A 21,797-nucleotide genomic window follows, 5' to 3' on the forward strand; every position below is an offset into this window, starting at 1 on the left:
TTATGACGACCACGGTGCCCGCCCTGGACGTCGCCCGTATCCGGGCCGACTTCCCGATCCTGAGCCGCACTGTGCGCGATGGCAAACCCCTGGTCTACCTGGATTCCGGCGCCACCTCGCAGCGGCCGACGGAGGTGCTGGACGCGGAACGCGAGTTCCTGACCCGGCACAACGCGGCGGTGCACCGTGGCGCTCATCAGCTGGCCGAGGAGGCCACCGACGCGTACGAGGGCGCCCGCGCGGACATCGCCCGGTTCGTGGGCGTGGGCGTGAACGAGATCGTGTTCACCAAGAACGCGACCGAGTCGCTGAACCTGGTGGCCAACGCCTTCGGTGACGCGCGGTTCCCGTACCACGTGGGCCCGGGTGACGAGATCGTCATCACCGAGCTCGAGCATCACGCGAATCTCGTGCCGTGGCAGGAGCTCGCGCGGCGCACCGGCGCCACCCTGAAGTGGTACGGCGTCACCGACGACGGGCGGATCGATCTCGACTCGCTCGAGCTGTCGCCGGCCACCAAGGTGGTCGCGTTCACGCACCAGTCCAACGTGACCGGTGCGGTCGCGCCCGTCGCCGAATTGGTGCGTCGCGCAAAGGAAGTCGGCGCGCTGGTCGCGCTGGACGCCTGCCAATCGGTGCCGCACATGCCGGTGGACTTCCGTGAGCTGGGTGTGGACTTCGCGGCCTTCTCCGGGCACAAGATGCTCGGCCCGTCGGGTGTCGGCGTGCTCTACGGGCGGTACGCGCTGCTCGAGGAGACCCCGCCGTTCATCACCGGCGGTTCCATGATCGAGACCGTCTTCATGGACCACAGCACCTACGCCGCCCCGCCGCAGCGTTTCGAGGCCGGCGTGCCGATGACCTCGCAGGTCGTCGGATTGGGCGCGGCCGTGCGGTATCTGGAAACGCTCGGCATGGACGCGGTTGCCGCGCACGAGCATTCGCTGACCGCGCACACCCTCGAAGGGCTGAGCAAGATCGAGGGCGTGCGCATCGTCGGCCCGGCCGACAGCGCCGACCGCGGTGGTGCGGTGGCCTTCGTGGTCGACGGTATCCACGCCCACGACGTGGGTCAGATCCTCGACGACGAGGGTGTGGCGATCCGCGTCGGCCATCATTGCGCCTGGCCGCTGCACCGCAAGTTCGGTGTGGCCGCCACCGCCCGCGCCTCCTTCGCCGTCTACAACACCCTCGACGAGGTGGACGCGCTGATCGCCGCGGTGCGGAAGGCTCAGAGCTTCTTCGGAGTTGCATAGATCATGCGCATGGAGCAGATGTACCAGGAAGTGATCCTGGATCACTACAAGCACCCGCACCACCGGGGGCTGCGCGAGCCCTTCGGCGCGGAGGTGCATCACGTCAACCCGACCTGCGGTGACGAGATCACGCTGCGTGTGCACCTGGACGAGAACGATGACGTCAAGGACGTCTCCTACGACGGTCAGGGCTGCTCGATCAGTCAGGCGTCGACCTCGGTGCTGGCCGATCAGGTGATCGGCCTGCCCGTGCAGCAGGCGCTGAAGGTGGTCGAATCGTTCAACGAGATGATCACCAGCCGCGGCACCCTGGACGGTGACGAGGATGTGATCGGCGACGGCATCGCCTTCGCCGGTGTGGCCAAGTACCCGGCGCGCGTGAAGTGCGCGCTGCTGGGCTGGATGGCGTTCAAGGACGCGGTCGTGCAGATCGCCTCCGTCGAGGAGACCAAACCGTCGATGTCGAACGGGGAGAAGAAGAACGATGAGTGACACCACGCCCGCCCCGGCCGATCCGGCCGCCGAAGTGACTGCCGCCCAGTCGGATTCCGCCGCGGTCGAGGCCACCGAGCCCGAAGCCGAGCTGACCGAGGAAGAGATCAAGTTCCTCGAGGATCTCGAGGAGGCCATGCGCGACGTGGTCGACCCCGAACTCGGGATCAACGTCGTCGATCTGGGCCTGGTCTACGGCATGAAGGTCACCGACGGCATCTGCAAGCTGGACATGACCCTGACGTCCCCGGCGTGCCCGCTGACCGACGTGATCGAGGATCAGTCCCGCAACGCCCTGGTCCGCAGCGGCCTGGTCGAGGACCTGCAGATCAACTGGGTCTGGATGCCGCCGTGGGGCCCGGACAAGATCACCGAGGACGGCCGCGAGCAGCTGCGAGCCCTCGGGTTCACGGTGTAGACGCCGTCCGGTTCCACCAACAACTGTGGCCCCGCCGAATTCGGCGGGGCCACAGTTGTTGCGGCAATACCGGTGGTGCGATTCCTGCGGCAAGCGCAGGCCGGGGCGTTGCGGAGGTGCTGACGCCGGGTGAGATCAGGCGTCGCCGTAGATCGTCAGCCAGATCGCGCGGCCCAGTGAGCGGGCCATTTGCTCGTCGTCCACCGCGTCGGTGCCGAGCAGGAAGTCGATGGAGCGTTCGACCATGCAGGTCAGCACGATCGCGGTCGCGGTGATGTCGACGCGGGCGGGGAGGCGGCCCGCGGACTGGTCGGTGTGCAGGCGTTGGCAGACCAGGGCGACGAACGAGCCGACGCGGCCGCGCCAGTACTGGCCGACGTCGGGGTCGTAGGCCGAGACCTCCGAGAGTGCCCGCAGCAGCTGGGCGTGCGGGCGCGAGCCCGCGATCATCAGGCGCATGGCGTGCACGACGCCGGCCTCGCCGTCGGCGTGACTGCTGGACCACCACTGTTCGGCCGCGCTGAACTGGTCGTCGGTGGCGAGTTCGGCCATGCGGATCAGTAGCTGACTCTTGTCCGGGAAGTATCGGTAGAAGGTCGAGCGGGCGATGTCGGCTTCGGAGGCGATGCGCTGGACCGCCAGTTCGGTGAAAGTCGCTCCGCCGCCGAGCAGTTCGTCCACCGCCGCCAGCACGCGGCGTTCCACGGCTTCGCGGCGCTCGTCGCGCTGTGCGCGCCCGGTGCGCGCGACGCGGGTCAGCGAGGGCATGCGGGCTCCCCGAGCGCGGCACTGCGGTGACGGTGCGATGGGGGAGTCATGGGGCCATTGTGCCGCAACGCGGGCGACACGCCGAGTCGGAGTGAAAAGTATTGACAAGAGACGATTTTCATCTCACCCTCTCATGTGAGACACAGTGTCCGAACACTCTGTCCCTCGAGTGGGAGTTTCGATGCGCACCGAATTCGCCGAAGTCGTCATAGTCGGAACACGGTGCGCGGGAACCGCGGCCGCCGTCGAATTCGCCCGCGCGGGAAGACATGTCATCGCTCTGGACAGCGGCCGGTTCCCCTCCGATACCCTGTCCACGCATCTGCTCTGGCCCACCGGCGTGGCCGAACTCGACGCGCTCGGTGCGCTCGACCGGGTCCTGGAACTCGGCGCACCCCGGCTCGGTACCGCGTTCGCCGGCGGCGCGGGCTACGCGGTCCGCACCGAGTTCGCGGCCGTCGACGGCGTGGACTACGCACTCTGCGTGCGGCGTTCGGGCCTGGACGCGGCGCTGGTGGCCACGGCCCGTGAGCACGGCGCGGACCTGCGCGAGGGCGCGCTGGTCACCGAGTTGATCCGCGAGCGGGACCGAATAGCGGGTGTGCGCTACACCGATCGCGCCGGTGTGGTCGCCGAGGTACGCGCGCCCCTGGTCGTCGGCGCGGACGGCCGCCGCAGCACCGTCGCGAAACTCGTCGGGGCCACCGCGCCCTACCGGGAGGCCGCCAGCGGTCGCGCCTGCTACTTCGGCTACTGGCACGACGCGCATCCGGGCCAACGCCATGTCGCGGCACAGTGGCGCAGCGGCGATCTGCTCGGCACCGCGTTTCCGTGCGACGGCGATCTGGTGCTGTGCCTGATCCAGCCGCCGGTCGAACGCGCCGAACGCAGCCCGCGCACCGCCGAAGCGCTGTACCGCCGCTTCATCGGCGAGATCCCGGAACTCGCTGAGCGCCTGCGTGATTGCACGCTCGCGGGCCGGGTGCGCACCGCGTTCGACCTGGTCTCCTACTTCCGGCGCTCCTCGGGCCCGGGCTGGGCGCTGCCGGGAGACGCCGGGCATTTCAAGGATCCCATCACCGCGCAGGGGATCCGGGACGCGCTGCGCTACGGCCGCCTGCTCGCCCGCGCCGCTGCCCCGGTGCTGGACGACCCCGCCGCGCTGGACGCCGCGCTGCTGGATTGGGAACGGCAGCGCGAGCTGGAATGCCTGCCCATCTACCAGTGGACCAACCGGCTCGCGCGCGGCGCGGCCATGACCCCGCTGGAGGTGGAACTGTATCGCGCCGCGGACGCCGACCCGGGCCTGGCCGCCCGGGTGCTCGAAGTCATGACCCGCATGCGGTCGCCGGAACAGATGCTGCCGCTGCGGGTTTCGGCGCAACTGGCCGCGCGGGCCGTCCGCAGGCACGCGCCGGTTCCGGTGGCGCACACCCTGGTGCGTGAACTGCTCGACACCGCCACCGAACACCACCAGCGCCTGCGCGCCCGCCGCGACGGCCTGCCGCCGCTCCCCGCGTGGCCGGATACCGCGATCGTCGCGGCGAGCTGATTCGGCCGGGTCCAGGTCCGGCAGATCGCCGCATCCGCGACGACGCCCCGTGTGAGCCGCGCCGCGGTCGCCGCCCGCACCGGCTGATCGTTCCCACCCATTCCATCACCTGCCCGCAGTCGCCGCCCCGCACCGGCTCTCGCCACCTCCTCCGCCACCCGTCCGTAGCCGCCGGTCCGCAACCGCCCATCGCTGTTCGCCCACTCCACCGCCCGCCACTCCCGGTACCGCCCATCGCCACCCGGCGGCGGTACGCACCTCGCCCGTCCCCCCTCGGCCGTCTCCACGGTCACCTCGCCGCCCAGACCCGCGGCTCGATCCGCCCGCGACGGCTCCACAGTCATCCGCTCGCACCGTCTCCACCCACCCTCCGCGCCCGTCCATCCCACGTACCCAGGAGTGATCCGTGAACCCCCGACCCGATGCGCCCGTCACCGCCATCTCCCGACGAAACATGCTGCGCGGCACCGCTTTGGCGGCCGCCGCGGTCACCCTGCCCGCCATCGGTCCGGTGCGAGCACACGCCGCCGGCCGGTCGGTCGCGGTCTTCGGCGGCGGCGTCTCGGGGCTGACCACCGCCCACGAACTCATCGACCGCGGCTACGAGGTCACCGTCTACGAACCGCTCGCGCTGGGCGGCAAGGCCCGCAGCATGCCGGTGCCGGGCACCGCGGCGGGCGGGCGCGCGGACCTGCCCGGTGAGCACGGGTTCCGCTTCTTCCCCGGCTGCTATCAGCACATTCCGGAGACCATGAGCCGAATTCCGTTCCCAGGCAACCCGCGTGGCGTTGCCGACAATCTGGTGCGGGTGGAGGCGACCACGGCCGGATTCCCGAATCTGCCGCCCATCGTGCTGCCGGTGGAGCCGGGCGGGCTCGCCCAGCTGACCCCGGAGGTGATCCAGTCGACCATCTCCGGGGCGGTGGGCTTCATCCCGCAGTTGCCGCCCACCGAACTGGCGTTCTTCACCCAGCAGATGATGCGCTGGTTCACCAGTTCCACCGAACGCCGGTTCGGCGAGTGGGAGTACCGGTCCTGGACCGACGTGATGCAGGCGAACGGCAAATCGACCGCCTACCGCGAGTATCTGGTGAACGCGCTCACCCGAATCACCGTGGCGGCCAAGCCGCATCGCAGTTCCGCGCGCACCATCGGCACGATCGGTGAGGCGCTGGTGCTGGCCGGCACCGGCCTGGTGCCCGGCTACCAGGGCGGGGTCGACCGCATCCTGAACCGGCCCACCAACGAGGCGTGGATCGATCCGTGGGTGGACCACCTGCGCGGGCGCGGTGTGCGATTCGTCATGGGGGCCAAGGCGACCGGGCTGCACCTGGACGGCGGCCGGATCAGCGGCGCGACCGTCGCCGGCGTGGGCCGGGTGGAGGCGGACTGGTACGTGTGCGCGATGCCGGTCGAACGCACGGTGCCGCTGCTGAACGACGCGATCCTGAACGCCGATCCGAGCCTGGCGGGTATGCGGAACCTCGAGGTCGACTGGATGGTCGGCATCCAGTACTACCTCACCACGCCGACCGAACTCCCCGAGGGACACGTCGCCGCGCTCGGCTCACCCTGGGCGCTGACCGCCCTGCGCCAGGCGCCGATGTGGGTGGGCGACTTCGCCGCGCGCTACGGCGACGGGACGGTCCGCGAGTGCCTCTCGGTCGACGTCTCGGACTGGGACACCCCCGGGATCCTGTTCGGCAAGACCGCGAAGCAGTGCACGAAAGACGAAGTGGCGCAGGAGGTGTGGGCCCAGCTGAAGGCGTGGCTCAATACCGGGACCGACTGGCTGCGCGACGAGGACATCCACTCCTGGTTCCTGGATCCCGGCGTGCACTGGGACGGCGGCGCAGCCGTGAACGACACCCCGCTGCTGGTGAACACGGCCGGCTCCTATGATCACCGCCCCACCTCCCACTGCGCGGTGGAGAACCTCTTCTTCGCCGGCGACCACGTCCGCACCCACATCGATCTGGCGACGATGGAGGGCGCCAACGAGTCCGGCCGCACCGCCGCCAACGCCGTCCTGGACGCCGCCGCCGACAACGCTCCCCGGGCCTCGATCTTCCCCCTGTTCGCCCCGCCGATCTTCGAGCCTTTCAAACAGCTCGATGCCCAGCGCTACCGTGCGGGCCTGCCCCACCTGCTGGGCTGAGCGGATCCGGCTGCCGGGCGACCCACCGCGCGGGCGGGGCTGTTAGTGTGTGCCCGACCGCGTGCCGGAAGGGGAATCGTGTCCTACGTTGTCAGCCCGTATGCCGTTGACCTGGAAGGTCTTCGGCTGATCGGGTCCTATGGCCAGGAGTTCGTCGACGACATCGTGCGCTCGGCGCCCGCCGCCGTGCTCGAGCGGCTCGACGAGGCCGAGGACGTCGGGCTCGGGCCCGGGGACGTCATCCGGCAGCTGCTGCGGGGGGAGCCCATGCACCGGGACTTCGGGCCCTCGTACGGGCACGCGCTCGAGGCGCTGTGCCGGCACAGCGGCAGCCAGCTGAACAACGCGCACTGGGCCGGAATGCGATTCGGGTACTTCGCGCTGGTGCAGAACGCGCTGGCCGAGATCGGGGTCGACTTCGACCCGTCCGAACTGGTGTTGAGCGGATCGCCGGTGAACCTGCCCGAGATCGAGGACTTCCCGAGCATCGGGTACCTCGACAACCGCGAGATCACCTCCCTGGCAGAGATATTCGCCGACGCCGACCTCGATCGGCTGGCCGACGACACCGTGCGGGCGTCGGTCGCCGATCTGGTCGAATGGCTGCGCGTGTGTCAGGACAAGGGCACCGGGCTCGTGTGCTTCTACTACTGACCGCCCCCGGGAACCGGGTCAGGACACCGGTTCCCAGTGCAGTTCGTTCAGCGCGTCGTGCCGGTCGTTGACCCAGTCCCACATCAGCCGCGCCACCAGGAGCGGATCCTGCACGCTGGTGGTGACCATGTCGCCGTCGCGGTATTCCAGGATGTACTCGTCGGGGGCTTCCCGGTAGGTCTGGATGAAGGTGCCCTCGTTGCCGGGTTCGTCCACGATCAGGAACGGCTTCGTGGTCAACAGGTGCAATTGCGGTATCCAGGAACGCAATTGCCGCGGCGTGAGGGTCCGGAAGTAGCGCGCGCCGCCGAGATTCACCCGCAGTTTGCGTGGTTCGGCCTGTTCCAGGGTGCCGTCGGTCGGATCGTAGAGCGCGAAACCGGTGTCGGCGATGAGCTCCTCGATCCACAGCAGCGCGCGCCAGGCCGCGTGCTCGGGCACCGAGATCCGGATGCAGTCACCCGCGGGTTCGAGAATGATGCGGCCGTTCCACACGGGGATCTCGGTGTTCCAGCGCCACAGGTCGGCCAGGATCAGACCTAGGCTGACCGCGGCGGGCGTTCCGAGTCGGGATTCCAGGTAGCCGGTGACCTCGTGCGGCGCGGCGACGGAATCGGCCGGTAGGACGATGAATTCGCAACTCACGCGGACCAAACTAGTCCACGCGCTCGACACACGGGGGACCGAACCCGCCGGGATCGGGGAACCGGGCCCTCGCGCCGTAGGATGCGCGGGTGACCGGATACGACGACTTCGATGGATTCGAGCATCTCGACACCTCCACCCTGCACCCGCGCCAGCAGCAGATTCTGGCCGCCATCCGGGATTGGGTACAGCGGCACGGGTATTCGCCCAGCACCCGCGAACTCGGCGACGCGGTGGGCCTGCGGTCGGGGTCCTCGGTGTCCAGGCATCTGAAGGCGCTGGAGGATCGCGGATTCCTGACCCGCAGTGAATCGGTCACCCGGCCCATGGATGTGCGATTGTTCCTGAACTCCGCGCCCGGCCGGACGCAGCCGGAGAATACGGTGTCGGTTCCGGTGGTCGGCGATATCGCGGCCGGCGCCCCCATCCTCGCCGAACAGCACACCGACGACATTCTCTCGCTGCCCCGAGAATTGGTGGGTCGCGGCACCGTATTCGGACTCCGCGTGCGCGGTGACTCCATGATCGACGCCGCGATCTGCGACGGCGACATCGTGATCATTCGCCAGGAGAGCGAAGCGCATTCCGGTGAGATCGTCGCGGCCATGATCGACGGCGAGGCCACGGTGAAGGTGTATCGCCGCAGCAACGGCCACGTGTACCTGGAGCCGCGCAACCCCGCTTACAGTGTGATCGACGGCGACGAGGCCACCGTACTCGGCAAAGTCGTCTCGGTTATGCGTCGCGTCTGAGACGATTTCCCCGGGTCGGTGTGCAGTTCGCCGGTCGGGCAATGCCGGAACCGGAAATCCTCCAAAAGTTGGAGACTGTCCAGTTCCAATTGGACATTGGTTCGGCGCTCGACAAGAATTCGACCCGTTCTGACAAATTCATGACGGGGAGTATCGAATGTCGTTGCTGCGCAAGGCCGGAATGGGCCTCGCGATCATGTCGATGGCGGCGATGGGTGCCATGGCCGCAGGTCCCGCCTCGGCGGCGGGAGAAGAGCCGGTGTTCACCGCGACTGCCGGTGACCTCTACGGGGCGCTCGCGCTGTCGCGGAGCACCGGAAACGTGGCGTACGCGGTGAACTACGGCAGCTACGGCGCCGCGGAGAACGCCGCCATCGCCAAGTGCGGCCAGAGCGACTGCGAGTCGGTCGTTCGCTTCGCCAATGCCTGCGGTGCGGTGTCGCAGGGCGCCGACACCCGCTTCGGCTGGGCGTGGGCGCCGACCAAGGCCGAGGCCGAGAAGAGTGCCACGGACGTGCTGGGCAACAGCGCCCCGCAGTTCCCGGACCTCGGCTCGTCCTCGCCGCGGGCGGCCAAGGTGATCCTGTCGGCGTGCACCGATAACGCGCGCTGATCACGGTCCGAACCTGATGTGCGCCGTACCGGATTCGTCCGGTGCGGCGCACATTTGTCTTATCCGGGCACGTTCCGGACAGATGGCGCGAAAACCCCTGGGCGCGCTACTGATTCAGTGCGTGGGCAGCCGTTCGGTGGACTCTTCGGCCAGGGCGCGCGAGACGTTCTCCACCCCGGCGCGCACCACCGAACCGTAGCCGTCGTCGTCGAGCACATCCAGGCGCTCCCGGGCGGCGGCCAGGTGCCGGCGCGCGGTGTCGAACGCGCCGAGGCGCCGGTAGTTGTCGGCCAGATTCAGGTGCAGCGACGGATAGAACCCGCTGACCTGCAGCGTCGAATGATGCTCGCGCGCTCGCGCGTCGGTGAGCGCGTCCGCGGCGTCCAGGGCGCGCACGTCCCAGGTGAGCGCGTCGGCCGGATGCTCGTGCAGATCGGCCAGGAAATGCCCGATGGTGACCCGGTGCAGCGCGTCGCCGTCCGCCCCGACCGAATCCCAGAGCGCGGCAAGCTGTTCGCGCGCCCGCGCGGGCTCGCCCGTCCGGCCGAGGATGACGGCTGCGTTGATGGCGTCCATGGTGCTGTCGGTCATGGCCGACACCGTAGCGGCGGGGTCCGACAACTTCGCCGCCGCGGGGTCAGCGCGGAATGCGCGCCCGTCCGCCCTCGCCGGCGATGCGGCCCTTGCGGATGAGTTCGCGTTTGGTGCCGGGGGTCAGGGTGATCTGCTCGCTGTCACCCTCGGCGGGGGAGTCCTCGAAACCCGGTGCGGGATTGGGTCGCACGAACAGGGTCACGGTGGTGCCCTCGGTGAAGCCGTTGCGCTTCATGAGCGAGGCCGAGGCGGTGTTGTGGTTCTCGACGTCGGTGACGATGCGCCGCGCGCCGCTGTTGAACAGGGTCTCGCAGCACGCGTTCATCAACCGGCCCGCGATGCCGCGGCCCTGCATGTCGGGTGCGACCGCGATCCACTCCAGGTATGCCCAGTCGTCGCGGAGCTCGAACTCCATGGAGCCGAGCACGAATCCCACCACGCGATCGGAATCCACCGCCACCCAGCACGAGCGGCTCGGGCTGTCCAGGTGTTCGGCCACCGAGGTGAGCGACCAGGACGTGTAGGGCTTGGTGTTGGTGTCGAACACCTCGTAGCCCAGATCCAGGACCTGGCGGAGATGGCCGAGCCCCATGGGCACGATGGCTATGGCGGGTTCCATAGCCGCCAGTTTGCCAGTTCCGGGCTCCGGTGACCCGTCCGCCGTGCTCACGCGCCTTTGCGGGTTTGTTTGCTCGGCGCTTTCTTCGCGGTCGTCTTCTTGGCGGCGGTCTTTTTGGCCGGGGTCGTGGATTTCGACGCCGATTTCGCGGCCTTGGCGGGCGCCGCTTTCGTCGCTCCGCCGCGGCCGGACGCTTCCAGACTGCGCTGCAGCGCGGCGACCAGATCCACGACCTCGGCGTCTATTTCGGGTGCGGCGGCCTCGGGCGCGCGGGTGACCTTGCTGCTGCCGCTGGCAATCGCCTCGTCGAGCAGTTTCTTCAATTCGATCTGGTATTCGTCCACGTACAGGCTCGGGTCGAAATCATCAGAGAGCGTATCGACCAGGGTCTCGGCCATTTTCAATTCCTGCGCCTTGGGCGCGGCCACCCCGTCCAGCTTCTCGAACGCCACCGACCGCACCTCGTCCGGCCACAGCATGGTCTGCAGCACCAGCACCCCGTCCCGCACCCGCAGCGCCCCCAGCCGGGTCTTCTGCCGGAGCGTGAAGTGCACCAGCGCGAGCCTGTCGGTCTGCTCGAGCGTCTTGGCGAGCAGGACATACGCTTTCGGCGTGGTCGAATCGGGTTCGAGGTAATAGCTCTTGTCGAACAGAATCGGGTCTATCTGTTCGGACGGCACGAATTGCAGGACCGGAATCTCGTGCTTCTCCGCGGCGGGCAGCTTGGAGAAATCCTCGTCGGTCAGGATCACCCGGTCCCCGTCCGGCGATTCGTACGCCTTGTCGATATCGGCGTACTGCACGGGCTGCCCGTCGATGGTGCACAACCGCTCGTAGCGAATGCGCCCCCCGTCGGCGGCGTGGACCTGATGAAATTTGATGTCGTGGTCCTCGGTGGCGGTATAAACCTTGACCGGGACGTTGACCAACCCGAACGCGATGGAGCCCTTCCAGATGGACCGCATTTCCCGATCGTAGCTGCAACGGGCATTTCCGGCATTTAACACGCCGCCTACCTGGGGTTTCCTATGGTTGCGTGATGTTGTCGGTGGGCTGCCGCTCAGCGCCACCCCCATGCCGTTTGCAGACCGAGGCTGCCCGCCGCGAGGAGTACGGCGAGGATGCCGCCGAACAGCAACGGGCGTGTTCCGGCCCGGCGGAGCTGATCCCCTGTGAGGGCGGTGCCGATTCCGGCCATGGCCGCGGCTATGAGCCAGGCGCTGGTCGTGGTGATTGCCGCGTGCCAGCTGGTCGGGATCGCGCCGGTGGCGGCCACGGCGGACGCGGCCAGAAAGAGCACGACGAACGCCGGGATGATCCGGAGCAGGTCGCGCTTCGAATCGGTCGAATCCGCGCGGCGCCGAGCCCAGTGCAGTCCGAGGCACATGGGCACGATCATCAGACTGCGGACCAGTTTGACGATGACTGCGAAATGCGCTGCGGCCGTGCTGAAGACGGCTCCGGCGGCCAGGACCGACGAGGTGTCGTTGATCGCGGTTCCCGCCCACAGCCCGAAGGCTTCGTCGGACATGCCGAGCAGGCGGCCCAGCGGCGGAAACACGAGTACACCCGCGACATTGAAGACGAAGATCGTCGCCAGCGCGTAGCCGACCGTCTCGCGGCGCGGTCGCAGTACCGCGGTGGCCGCCGCGATGGCCGATGCGCCGCAGATGGTGGTGCCGACGGCGACCAGGATGGCGGATTCCCGGTCCAGCGCCAGCAGTCTGCCGACCGCGAACGCGCTGACGGCGCCGATCGCCAGGGTTCCGAACAGCACCGCGGCCGTGCGATGGCCGACCGTGAGAACGGTGCCGACCGGTAGCCCCAGACCCAGGAGCACGATGGCGGCCTGCAGGAGGCGCTGCCGCGCGAAAGCCAGCCCCGGGCCGAACCGGCTGTCACCGTGTGGGGCTGTGCCACCGACGGCTGCGACGAGCGCACCGGCGCAGAGTCCCAGGACGGGTGCGCCGACTACCGGCAGGAAATGGCCGAGGATCAGCGCCAGGGTGGCGAGAGCGGCGGCAAGTATCAAGCCCGGCAATATATTACGCATCCTCGCACTGTCGCCGTGGCCCGGACCGCTGAGTAGCCACCGATCGCGGACGAACTCATAAGCTCCGGTTTGCACCGCGCCGGCGTTCGGCGGTTTACTTCCCGCCCCGATGGTCGCGGTGGACTCTCGAGTGGCGCGATCGACCGGCGTCGCGATAATCGAGCGGTATGCCGCTGCCCCCTGGAACCCCTGACCTGGAGTCGTTGGATCTGCTGGTGTCGGTGGCCGAGCTGGGCAGTCTCGGCGCCGCCGCGCGCCGGCACGGCATCAGCCAGCCCGCCGCGAGCATGCGGATCAGTGCTCTCGAACGTCGGCTGGGATTGCATCTGCTCGAGCGTGGGCCCAACGGCTCGGTGCTGACCGGCGCCGGGCGGACCGTCCTCCCCCACGCGCTGACGGTGCTCGCGGCCGCTGCCGCCCTGGTGGCCGACACCGCTGAACAGCGCGGTGCGGGGACATCCCGTCTCCGTATCGCCGCGTCGAAAACGATTGCCGACCACCGAATTCCGCATTGGCTGGCGGCGCTGCGCGGGCTTCGCCCCCTGGTCGGCGTGACGCTCGAGGTCGAGAACTCCTGCCAGGTAGCCGAACTCGTGCGCAGCGGGGTCGCGGATGTGGGCTTCGTGGAGGGCCCGCATCTGCCGGACGGCTTGGCCGGCCGTGAGCTGGGCGCGGACGAGCTGGTTGTCGTCGTCGGTGCGGGTCATGCGTGGACCACACGCGGCCGGTCGCTGTCGCTGGCCGAACTGGCGCGCACCGCGTTGCTGTGGCGAGAACCCGGATCCGGTACGCGCGACACGGTGTGGGAGGCGCTCACTGCGTTCGGAGCACCCACCGTGCCCGCCGCCGAACTCGGCTCGGCCGCGGCCATTCTCGCGGCGGTGCGGGCCGGCGTGGCTCCGGCCGTGCTGAGCAGACTCGTCGCGGAATCAGATCTGCGCGCCGGCGTGATCCACGAGATTCCGCTGGCCGGCGGCGCACGACTGACCCGCGAGTTCCGGGCGATCTGGCGCCGCGGCGCACCCCCCGACGGTGCGGCCGGGGTGCTCGTGACATGTGCCTCCCGCATCGAAGCCGCGCGCTGAACACCATTGTTTCGGCGGCGGGCGAAGTCGCCGGGCACGCGTGGCCCTGTCCGGCACCGCGGCTGGAAATACTCGGCCGGACCGCGAGATATTCGCAGGTAGAGCGGATATTCACGGCGGCGTAAGTGGCGTAACTGACCGGTAATTGCTCGAAACGTTCGATGTAATGCGCGCTTCGGAGCATGGTCCGCATGACAGGCAGAGAACATTCGCGGCAGACCGCATGGGCGGAAGGCGCGGGCGGTCGGCGCAGCGCTCCGGCACGCCGGGTTCGCGATATTCTCCGGGCCCGAATTCGCAGCGGTGTCTACGGTGATCGGCCACTGCCCGCGGAATCCCAACTGGCCGCCGACTTCGGAACCAGCCGCAATATCGTGCGCGACGCGCTGGCGCTGCTGCGCGACGAGGGTCTGATCGATCGGGTGCCGGGCGCGGGGACCTTCGTGGTCGCCACCACCACGGTGCAGGGTTTGGATCGACTGCGCGGACTCGCCGAGAGCTTCGAGACCGGCAGCTCTCGCATCACGAACCTGGTGCTGCTGGCCGAGATCGTCCCGGCGACTCCGATCGTGGCCGAACGGCTGGAACTGGAACCAGGCACGCCGGTGGTCGCGCTCGAACGCGTCCGGCACCTCGACGGCGAACCGCTCTCGCTCGACGCGAGTTACCTCCCGGCCGACATCGGAACGCCGCTGCTGAGTATGGATCTGGCCGGGCGCGATGTCTTCGGTCTGGTGGAAACCGAATTGGGACTGCCGCTGGGTTCGGCCGCGGTCGCGATCGAAGCGGTGACCGCCGACCGCACCGTGGCCGATCTGCTGGCGATCCGCACCGGCTCCCCACTGCTGCTGCTGGAAAGACTCACGCACACCGATTCCGGCCGGCCCGTCGATCTCGAGTACCTGCGTTTCCGCGGCGACCGATTCTCCCTGTCCGGACGCCTGCACCGCACCCCGGTCATCCCGAATCGGGGCACGACCGAACCGACCGAAAGAGGCTGAAGAACCATGACAATGGAAACCCCACCGGTCGCCGGCGGCCGGGAGTTGAGTTGCGATGTCCTCGTGGTCGGTGGTGGTACGGCCGGCACGATGGCCGCGCTGACCGCGGCACGCAACGGTGCGAGCGTGCTGTTGCTGGAGAAGGCGCACGTCCGCCATTCGGGCGCGCTGGCGATGGGCATGGACGGTGTGAACAACGCCGTGATTCCCGGCAAGGCCAACCCGCAGGACTACGTCGCCGACATCACCGTGGCGAACGACGGAATCGTCAATCAGCGCACCGTCTTCGAGACCGCGACCCGGGGCTTCGAGATGGTCCAGCGGCTGGAGAGCTACGGGGTCAAGTTCGAGAAGGACGAGCACAACGACTACGCGGTCCGCAAGGTGCATCGGTCCGGCAGCTACGTCCTGCCGATGCCGGAGGGGCGCGACGTCAAGAAGGTGCTGTACCGCACCCTGCGCGCGCGGGACGTGCGCTCGAAGGTCACCATCACCAATCGCGTGATGCCGGTGCGTGTGCTCACCGTCGATGGTGTCGCGGTCGGCGCGGTCGGATTCGACACGCGCACCGGGGAGTTCGTGACCATTTCGGCGGGCGCGGTGATCCTTGCCGCGGGGGCGTGCGGACGACTCGGTCTGCCTGCCTCCGGTTACCTGTACGGGACCTACGAGAACCCCACCAACGCGGGGGACGGCTACGCCATGGCCTATCACGCCGGGGCCGAACTGTCGGGCATCGAATGCTTCCAGATCAACCCGCTCATCAAGGACTACAACGGACCGGCGTGCGCGTATGTCGCCAATCCGTTCGGTGGTTACCAGGTCAACGCCGAGGGCAATCGGTTCGTGGACTGTGACTACTGGTCCGGTCAGATGATGGCCGAGGTGAAGCGGGAACTCGACAGCGCTCGCGGCCCGATCTATCTCAAGCTCAGCCATCTGCCCGATGCCACCATCAGTGAGATCGAGGGCATCCTGCACACCACCGAACGCCCCACCCGCGGCACCTTCCACGCCGGGCGCGGCACGGACTACCGCACCAGCGATATCGAGATGCACATCTCCGAGATCGGTTTGTGCAGTGGACATTCCGCGTCCGGTGTGTGGGTGGACGAGCACGCGGCGACCACGGTGCCCGGCCTGTACGCGGCGGGGGACATGGCGCTGGTGCCGCACAACTACATGATCGGCGCGTTCGTGTACGGCGACATCGCCGGTGAGCACGCGGCCGGATTCGCCACCGGAGCACCCAGGCCCGCGCTGCCCGCCGACCAGATCGCGGCCGCGCACGAGTTGATCTACCGGCCGCTCGGCAATCCCGACGGCCCCCCGCAGCAGCAGGTGGAATACAAACTACGGCGCTTCGTCAACGACTACCTGCAACCGCCCAAAGCGCAGAGCTACCTGTCGCTCGGGGTCGAGGCGTTCGAGCGCATGCGCGGTGACATCGACCGTATGGGCGCGCACACCCCCCACGAGTTGATGCGCTGTGCCGAAGTCACCTTCATCCGCGATTGCGCCGAGATGGCGGCTCGGGCTTCGCTGCGCCGCACCGAAAGTCGCTGGGGTCTCTATCATCAGCGCGCCGACTGGCCGGCCCGCGACGACGCGGAGTGGTTCTGTCACCTCAACCTCTATCGTGATGATCGGGGCGCGATGGCATTCCGCACCCGGCCGGTCGCCCCGTACATCGTTCCCGTCCCCGGATTCGTGCGACCCGACGGTGTCCCCGACGAACTCGCGCCGCCGCTCGGCCCGGAATGGTCCAACCCGGTTCAGCCGCCGGGCGCCGAGGCGGTCGCCGCGCACACCGGGAGCGCGCGATGAGCACGCGATTGCTGGAACTCATGGAACTCGCGGACGAGTGCCCCGAGGTGGACGAACTGCGGCCCTATCTGGCCGATCCGGACCCCGAGGTGCGCCGCGTCGCGCTCTCGGTGCTCAGCGAGACCACCGAGGATTGGGTGGCCGCCGCGCCGCTGATCGCGGGCGGCCTGGCCGATCCGGATGCCGCGGTGCGTGCCACGGCCGTCGGCTTCCTCACCGAACTGGTCGAAGTACTGGTCCCGGGACCACAGTTCGAGGCGATCCTGCGCACGTGTACAGCGGCCGCCGAGTCGGAGGTCCGCGCCGCGGCCGTGGAAGCGCTCTGGCGGCATCGCCGCGCGCACCTGACCGAACTCACCGCACTGCTCGCCGATCCGGAGGTGAGCGTGCGCCGTGCCGTCGTCGGCGGCTTGACCTCGCTCGACGCCCTTCCCGAATTAGGTGATGCCGCAGCGGATTCCGATCCGCTGGTGCGCATCGCGGTGGCCCGGGGAGTGGCCGCGCTCGGCGATCCGCGTGGCGCGGCGACCCTGCTGGGTCTGGCCACCGACCCTGATCCGCTGGTGCGCGCGGCGGCTCTGACCGGACTGGCGCGCACGGGTGTCGATGCTGCCGCGTCTGCCGCCGCCGCGTCCGCGCTCTCCGACCAGGCCTGGCAGGTGCGCCAGGGCGCGGCTATCGCACTCGCCGTCGCTGCTCCGGAATTCGCTGCCGTGCAACTGATCTCGGCGATCAGTGACGAGAACCTCGATGTCCGCAAGGCGGTCGTGCGCGGGCTCGCCGAACACATCGCAGAACGCCGTGAGGTCACCGACGCCCTCCACACCGTGCTCGAGGATCCGGACGCCGATGTCCGGGCCTTCGCCCGCATCGGAATAGCCAACGCTCGAAAGGAACCCTGATGGCTCAAGCAAACAATCGCGTCGACGTGCCGGTCAGCGTCGACGAAGCCAAATGCATCGTCGGCTGCACCCTGTGCGTGGACATGTGCCCGCTCGACTCGCTCGCGATCCATCCCGACACCGGCAAGGCCTACATGCACGTCGACGAATGCTGGTACTGCGGGCCGTGCGCGGCTCGCTGCCCCGTCGACGCGGTCACCGTCAACATCCCCTATCTGCTGCGCTGAGCCCGGGGATGTGATCGAGATGAGGTTCCTGCGTGCGCCCGCTCTGCTGCTCGGCGCGGTAGTGGCGGCAACCCTGCTGTCCGGTTGCGGCTCCGATGACGATTCGACCGTCGTCGTGAACATCGGCTACCAGTCCAAGACGATCAACACCGTCACCGCCGGCACCCTGTTGCGTGACCGCGGCACCTTCGAAGCCGAACTGGACGCGCTCGGTGCGGCCACGGGCGTGAAATACAAGGTCGAATGGAAGGACTTCGCCTCCGGACCGCCCGTCACCGCGGCCATGCTCGCCGGCCAGGTCGACATCGGTTCGATGGGTGACGCGCCGATCCTGGTGAACGGGTCGAAGACCCGGGACCACGCGGACGTGCGTTCCGAGCTGATCGCCGTTACCGGCTACAACCTGCGCGGTTCTCTGAATCAAGTGGTGGTACCGATGGATTCGACCGCCACGACGCTGGCCGACCTCCGTGGGCAGGTGGTCTCGACGAGCATCGGCTCGGCGGCGCACGGCATGCTCGCGACCGGGCTGACCGGCGCCGGGCTCGCGGTGGACGATGTCAAACTGCTCGGGCAGGATCCACCGGTGGGCGCGTCCGCGCTGACCGGCGGACAAGCGGCGGCCCTCGCACAATTCGTGCCCTGGCCGCAATCACTCGTGTTCCAGGGCAAAGCGAAATTGCTCTACGACGGCGGCAGCGCGAACATCGCCACGTTGCACGCGGTGGTCGCCAACAAGCGTTTCGGCGAACGGCATCCGGAGGTTGTCGCGGCCTTCCTGGCGGCGCAGCGCGAGACCGCCGACTACCTGAACGGCGATCCCCTCGCGGCCGCGCAGCGGGTAGCGGAGGTGACCGGCCTGCCGGTGGAGGTCGTCTACCTCTACAACGGGCCCAACGGTCCGGTGCACTTCGACTCCACCCTCAAGACGCCGCTGGTCGACGCGCTCGGGAAGCTGCTGCCCTTCCTGAAGGGACTCGGCGCGCTCGGTGATCTGGACCTCGGCCAGTTCATCAACGACAGGTATGTCCGCGAGCTCTACGGGGCGGACTATGAGACCCGCAAGGCCGACACCTCCCCGCCCAGCAAGCTGGCCGGTGTCGATTCCGCCTGTGGGGGAGAGGTTTCCGACCAGGCGACCGCGTCGGAAGTGTGGTTCACCGGCAAGGCGACGACCTCGGTCGCACGCACGCCGGCCTGCCTGCTGAAACTGATCGCGCAATCCGCGGATCCGGTCCGCGTCGCGTACGTGCCCGACGCGGGCACCGGGCTGCGGCTGTTCGCCGCCAGCGCGGTGTGGGTGCGGAATCCGGCCGCACCCGCCGAGCAGAACCTGCTCGCCTTCGCCGTCCGGACCGATGCCGACCGCTACGTGAGCACGCATCCGGGTAGCGCCGTCCTCGACTATCAGGCGGCACTGCGAGCCCGCTGACCTCGGGCCGATGCGAACAGCCCCGCATCGGCCCACCGCGCTCGAGACCAGGAGACCCGACATGACCGCATCAACCGAAACACTTGCCCCACAACCGATCACGGCGCCGTCTCGTACTCACCGGCCGCGTCGCACCGAACGCCACCTCGATCTGCGCGTGCTGTCGAGACTGCGATCCGCGATCGTCACCGCCGTCCCGCTGCTGGGTTTGCTGCTGCTGTGGCAACTGCTGACCGCGAATCAGGTCGTGCTGTGGCTGCGCTTCGACAAGATCCCGACCCCGGCGGAAGTACTCGACGCGTTCCGCACTCAGCTGGGCGCGGCCGAATACTACCGCAATATCGTCTCCAGTACGCGCCGCATCCTGCTGGGGTTCGGCCTGGCCGCGGTCGCCGGGGTGCTGGCCGGGATGATGATCGGGCGTTCGCCGCTGGCCGCCCGGCTGCTGCGGCCGATCATCGAGGTCGCCCGTCCCATCCCGGCGATCGCCCTGGTGCCCCTCGCGATCCTGCTGTTCCCCACCGGCGAGCAAGGCATCGTCTTCATCACCTTCTTCGCCGCGTTCTTCCCGGTCGCGGTCAGCACGATTCACGCCATGCACGCACTGCCCCGCGTCTGGGAGGAGGCCGCGGCCACGCTGGGCGCACGCCGGTTCGACATTCTCTTCCGGATCGCGTTGCCCGGTGCGCTGCCCGGGATCTTCTCGGGGCTGTCGGTCGCCATGGGCGTGGCCTGGATCTGCGTGATCAGCGCGGAGATGATCTCCGGGCAGTTCGGGATCGGCTACTTCACCTGGCAGGCGTACGGACTGCTCGACTATCCGGCCGTTGTGGTGGGCATGCTCACCATCGGCGCGCTCGGCTGGGTGACCTCCGCACTGGTCGAGTTGACCGGCCGCCGGGTCAATCGCTGGCTGCCGAGGGCCGCCCGATGAGCGCGCCGGCGATGGGCGCCGCGGTGCGGCTGCGCGATCTGCGGATCGCCTACGGCGGCGATCCGGTCGCCGAGGTGGATCTGAGTATCGAGCCGGGTGAGATTGTCGTGATACTCGGTCCCAGCGGGTGCGGGAAATCCACGCTGCTGCGGGCGCTTTCGGGCCTGCTCGCGCCCGCGGCGGGCACCGCCGAACTCGACGGCCGGGCCGTCGGCGCCGGAGCCGAGCAGTGCGCCATGATGTTTCAGGAAGACGCCCTGCTGCCGTGGCGCACCGCTCGCAAGAACGTCGAGTTCGCGCTGGCGCTGCGCGGAGTGCCGCGCCGGGCGCGGAAGGCCGAAGCGCTCGCGTTGCTGGCCCAGGTCGGGCTGGAGCACTTCGCGGACCACCTGCCGATCGCTCTGTCCGGCGGTATGCGCCAGCGCGTACAACTGGCCCGTACCCTGGCCACTCGCCCGCGCGTGCTGCTCATGGACGAACCCTTCGGCGCGCTGGACGCGCAGACCCGAGCCGAGATGCAGCGGCTGCTGATCTCGGTCTGGCAGCAGTACCGCACCACCGTCGTCTTCGTGACCCACGATGTCGACGAGGCTCTGCTGCTGGCCGATCGCATCGTCCTGCTCACCCACCGGCCCGCCCGCCTGCAACGCATTGTCACCATCGCCGAACCCCGCGCCCCGGGCGCACGTTTCGAACCCGAGTTCGCACGCCTGCGCTACGAGATCCTGGCCGGACTCGGCGAATCCGCCGACGACGTACTCGAACTCGCCGCGGACATCGACAAATAAGGAGAGACAATGACTTTCGTCATCGGCGCGGCCTGCGTCGACATCATGGACCGGGCCTGCGTGGAGGAATGCCCCGTCGACTGCATCTACACCGGCGGTCGCATGGCCTATATCCATCCCACCGAATGCGTGGACTGCGGTGCCTGCGAACCGGTCTGTCCGGTCGAAGCCATCTACCTGGCCGAGGACCTGCCCGCGGAGCAGGAGGCGTTCATCGCCGAGAACACCCGATTCTTCAGCGAGCCGTTGCCCGGTCACCCCGAACCACTGGGAGCGCCCGGGGGAGCGGCGAAAACCGGTGATCTGGGCGTGGATACCGACTATGTGCGGGCGTACCAACCGTGACCACGTTCGACGGAACGCCGCGCGTCGCGATCATCGGCGCCGGACCGGCGGGGATATACGCGGCCGACGCGCTCATGAAGTCCGGCGTCGAGGTCAGCATCGACCTGTTCGAGCGCATGCCCGCGCCGTTCGGGCTCATTCGCTACGGTGTGGCACCGGACCACCCGCGCATCAAGGGCATCATCACCGCCCTGCACAGGGTCCTGGACAAGCCGCAGGTCCGACTGCTCGGCAACATCGAGTACGGCGTCGACATCAGCCTGGACGATCTGCGTTCGTTCTACGACGCGGTCATCTTCTCCACCGGCGCGAATTCGGACCGGGCACTGGATATTCCGGGCATCGACCTGGAGGGATCCTACGGCGCCGCCGACTTCGTCTCCTGGTACGACGGGCATCCGGACGTACCGCGCGAATGGCCGCTGCACGCTACGAGGGTCGCCGTCCTCGGCGTCGGCAACGTGGCGCTGGACGTCGCACGCGTGCTCGCCAAGACCGGTGACGAGTTGCTGCCGACCGAGATTCCGCCGAACGTGCACGCGGGCCTGGTGGGCAACAAGGCCCGGGAGGTGCACGTCTTCGGGCGCCGCGGTCCCGCGCAGGCCAAGTTCACCCCGCTCGAGCTCCGCGAGCTGGACCACTCCCCGACCATCGAGGTCATCGTCGATCCCGAGGACATCGA

22 protein-coding genes and 1 pseudogene are annotated in these 21,797 nt (G+C 68.6%); 17 read left to right on the plus strand and 6 right to left on the minus strand.

What is annotated here, in order from left to right:
• Positions 1-2 precede the first annotated feature (2 nt).
• From ACWDOP_RS33740 to ACWDOP_RS33750, 3 genes are read left to right on the plus strand one after another with little or no spacing between them, the layout of a single operon-like run.
• Positions 3-1,256 carry a cysteine desulfurase gene (locus ACWDOP_RS33740; RefSeq protein ID WP_456348295.1) on the plus strand — a complete coding sequence of 418 codons (1,254 nt, stop codon included), beginning with the start codon at positions 3-5 and terminating at the stop codon, positions 1,254-1,256.
• A gap of 3 nt (positions 1,257-1,259) precedes the next feature.
• Positions 1,260-1,748: a Fe-S cluster assembly sulfur transfer protein SufU gene (sufU, locus tag ACWDOP_RS33745; RefSeq protein ID WP_454203059.1), complete on the plus strand. Its 489-nt coding sequence runs from the start codon at positions 1,260-1,262 to the stop codon at positions 1,746-1,748.
• Complete coding sequence (locus ACWDOP_RS33750; protein WP_454203060.1) at positions 1,741-2,166, plus strand: metal-sulfur cluster assembly factor; 426 nt, start codon at positions 1,741-1,743, stop codon at positions 2,164-2,166. Before sufU ends, ACWDOP_RS33750 begins: the two co-directional genes overlap by 8 nt.
• Before the next feature lie 135 nt (positions 2,167-2,301).
• Here the strand turns inward: ACWDOP_RS33750 and ACWDOP_RS33755 are convergent, their stop codons facing one another.
• Positions 2,302-2,934 carry a TetR/AcrR family transcriptional regulator gene (locus ACWDOP_RS33755; RefSeq protein WP_456348296.1) on the minus strand — a complete coding sequence of 211 codons (633 nt, stop codon included), beginning with the start codon at positions 2,932-2,934 and terminating at the stop codon, positions 2,302-2,304.
• Positions 2,935-3,115: 181 nt separating this feature from the next.
• On the opposite strand from ACWDOP_RS33755, the gene ACWDOP_RS33760 reads away from it, so the two are divergent.
• From ACWDOP_RS33760 to ACWDOP_RS33770, 3 genes are all read left to right on the plus strand, one after another.
• The gene (locus ACWDOP_RS33760; protein ID WP_456348297.1) at positions 3,116-4,486 is read left to right on the plus strand and encodes an NAD(P)/FAD-dependent oxidoreductase; all 1,371 of its coding nucleotides are present in this window, start codon (positions 3,116-3,118) and stop codon (positions 4,484-4,486) included.
• A 454-nt stretch (positions 4,487-4,940) separates the two neighbouring features.
• Positions 4,941-6,644, plus strand: coding sequence for a hydroxysqualene dehydroxylase (locus tag ACWDOP_RS33765; protein WP_456348313.1), 1,704 nt, complete (start codon positions 4,941-4,943; stop codon positions 6,642-6,644).
• Positions 6,645-6,722: 78 nt separating this feature from the next.
• Positions 6,723-7,298, plus strand: coding sequence for a DUF7691 family protein (locus ACWDOP_RS33770; protein ID WP_456348298.1), 576 nt, complete (start codon positions 6,723-6,725; stop codon positions 7,296-7,298).
• A gap of 18 nt (positions 7,299-7,316) precedes the next feature.
• Here the strand turns inward: ACWDOP_RS33770 and ACWDOP_RS33775 are convergent, their stop codons facing one another.
• Complete coding sequence (locus ACWDOP_RS33775) at positions 7,317-7,943, minus strand: hypothetical protein (protein ID WP_454203065.1); 627 nt, start codon at positions 7,941-7,943, stop codon at positions 7,317-7,319.
• 89 nt (positions 7,944-8,032) lie between these two features.
• On the opposite strand from ACWDOP_RS33775, the gene lexA reads away from it, so the two are divergent.
• Both lexA and ACWDOP_RS33785 read left to right on the plus strand, forming a co-directional pair.
• Positions 8,033-8,695 (plus strand): transcriptional repressor LexA, encoded by a 663-nt coding sequence (lexA, locus tag ACWDOP_RS33780; protein WP_454203066.1) that lies wholly within the window; start codon positions 8,033-8,035, stop codon positions 8,693-8,695.
• Positions 8,696-8,852: 157 nt separating this feature from the next.
• Positions 8,853-9,308 (plus strand): DUF4189 domain-containing protein, encoded by a 456-nt coding sequence (locus ACWDOP_RS33785; RefSeq protein WP_454203067.1) that lies wholly within the window; start codon positions 8,853-8,855, stop codon positions 9,306-9,308.
• 114 nt (positions 9,309-9,422) lie between these two features.
• Here ACWDOP_RS33785 and ACWDOP_RS33790 read toward each other — a convergent pair whose 3' ends face one another.
• The 4 genes from ACWDOP_RS33790 to ACWDOP_RS33805 all read right to left on the minus strand — a co-directional run bounded on the left by ACWDOP_RS33790 (position 9,423) and on the right by ACWDOP_RS33805 (position 12,574).
• Positions 9,423-9,899 carry a hypothetical protein gene (locus ACWDOP_RS33790; protein ID WP_456348299.1) on the minus strand — a complete coding sequence of 159 codons (477 nt, stop codon included), beginning with the start codon at positions 9,897-9,899 and terminating at the stop codon, positions 9,423-9,425.
• Between the two features lie 46 nt (positions 9,900-9,945).
• On the minus strand, positions 9,946-10,521 hold the full coding sequence (locus ACWDOP_RS33795) for a GNAT family N-acetyltransferase (protein WP_456348300.1): 576 nt from the start codon (positions 10,519-10,521) through the stop codon (positions 9,946-9,948).
• Positions 10,522-10,568: 47 nt separating this feature from the next.
• Entirely contained in the window at positions 10,569-11,486 is a 918-nt protein-coding gene (gene ku, locus ACWDOP_RS33800) for a non-homologous end joining protein Ku (RefSeq protein WP_456348301.1), read from the minus strand.
• A gap of 95 nt (positions 11,487-11,581) precedes the next feature.
• Positions 11,582-12,574 (minus strand): YeiH family protein, encoded by a 993-nt coding sequence (locus ACWDOP_RS33805; protein ID WP_456348302.1) that lies wholly within the window; start codon positions 12,572-12,574, stop codon positions 11,582-11,584.
• Between the two features lie 167 nt (positions 12,575-12,741).
• Between ACWDOP_RS33805 and ACWDOP_RS33810 the strand changes: the two genes are divergently transcribed.
• The 9 genes and pseudogenes from ACWDOP_RS33810 to ACWDOP_RS33850 all read left to right on the plus strand — a co-directional run.
• A complete protein-coding gene (locus ACWDOP_RS33810; protein ID WP_456348303.1) occupies positions 12,742-13,659 on the plus strand; it encodes a LysR family transcriptional regulator in 918 nt (305 codons plus the stop codon).
• Positions 13,660-13,850: 191 nt separating this feature from the next.
• On the plus strand, positions 13,851-14,660 hold the full coding sequence (locus ACWDOP_RS33815; RefSeq protein WP_456348304.1) for a GntR family transcriptional regulator: 810 nt from the start codon (positions 13,851-13,853) through the stop codon (positions 14,658-14,660).
• Positions 14,661-14,672: 12 nt separating this feature from the next.
• Positions 14,673-17,389, plus strand: a pseudogene (locus tag ACWDOP_RS33820) (fumarate reductase/succinate dehydrogenase flavoprotein subunit).
• Positions 17,389-17,616 (plus strand): 4Fe-4S dicluster domain-containing protein, encoded by a 228-nt coding sequence (locus ACWDOP_RS33825; protein ID WP_456348305.1) that lies wholly within the window; start codon positions 17,389-17,391, stop codon positions 17,614-17,616. The pseudogene ACWDOP_RS33820 and the gene ACWDOP_RS33825 overlap by 1 nt, the downstream one beginning before the upstream one ends.
• A gap of 19 nt (positions 17,617-17,635) precedes the next feature.
• Entirely contained in the window at positions 17,636-19,048 is a 1,413-nt protein-coding gene (locus tag ACWDOP_RS33830; RefSeq protein ID WP_456348306.1) for an ABC transporter substrate-binding protein, read from the plus strand.
• Between the two features lie 61 nt (positions 19,049-19,109).
• Positions 19,110-19,982 (plus strand): ABC transporter permease, encoded by an 873-nt coding sequence (locus tag ACWDOP_RS33835; RefSeq protein ID WP_456348307.1) that lies wholly within the window; start codon positions 19,110-19,112, stop codon positions 19,980-19,982.
• Positions 19,979-20,770, plus strand: a complete 792-nt coding sequence (locus ACWDOP_RS33840; RefSeq protein WP_456348308.1) for an ABC transporter ATP-binding protein — start codon at positions 19,979-19,981, stop codon at positions 20,768-20,770. The genes ACWDOP_RS33835 and ACWDOP_RS33840 overlap by 4 nt, the downstream gene beginning before the upstream one ends.
• A 9-nt stretch (positions 20,771-20,779) precedes the next feature.
• A complete protein-coding gene (fdxA, locus tag ACWDOP_RS33845) occupies positions 20,780-21,115 on the plus strand; it encodes a ferredoxin (RefSeq protein WP_456348309.1) in 336 nt (111 codons plus the stop codon).
• The coding region (locus ACWDOP_RS33850; protein ID WP_456348310.1) for an FAD-dependent oxidoreductase at positions 21,112-21,797 on the plus strand (686 nt) is incomplete at its 3' end. The genes fdxA and ACWDOP_RS33850, both read left to right, overlap by 4 nt.

Source organism: Nocardia sp. NPDC003693 (genome assembly GCF_053981095.1).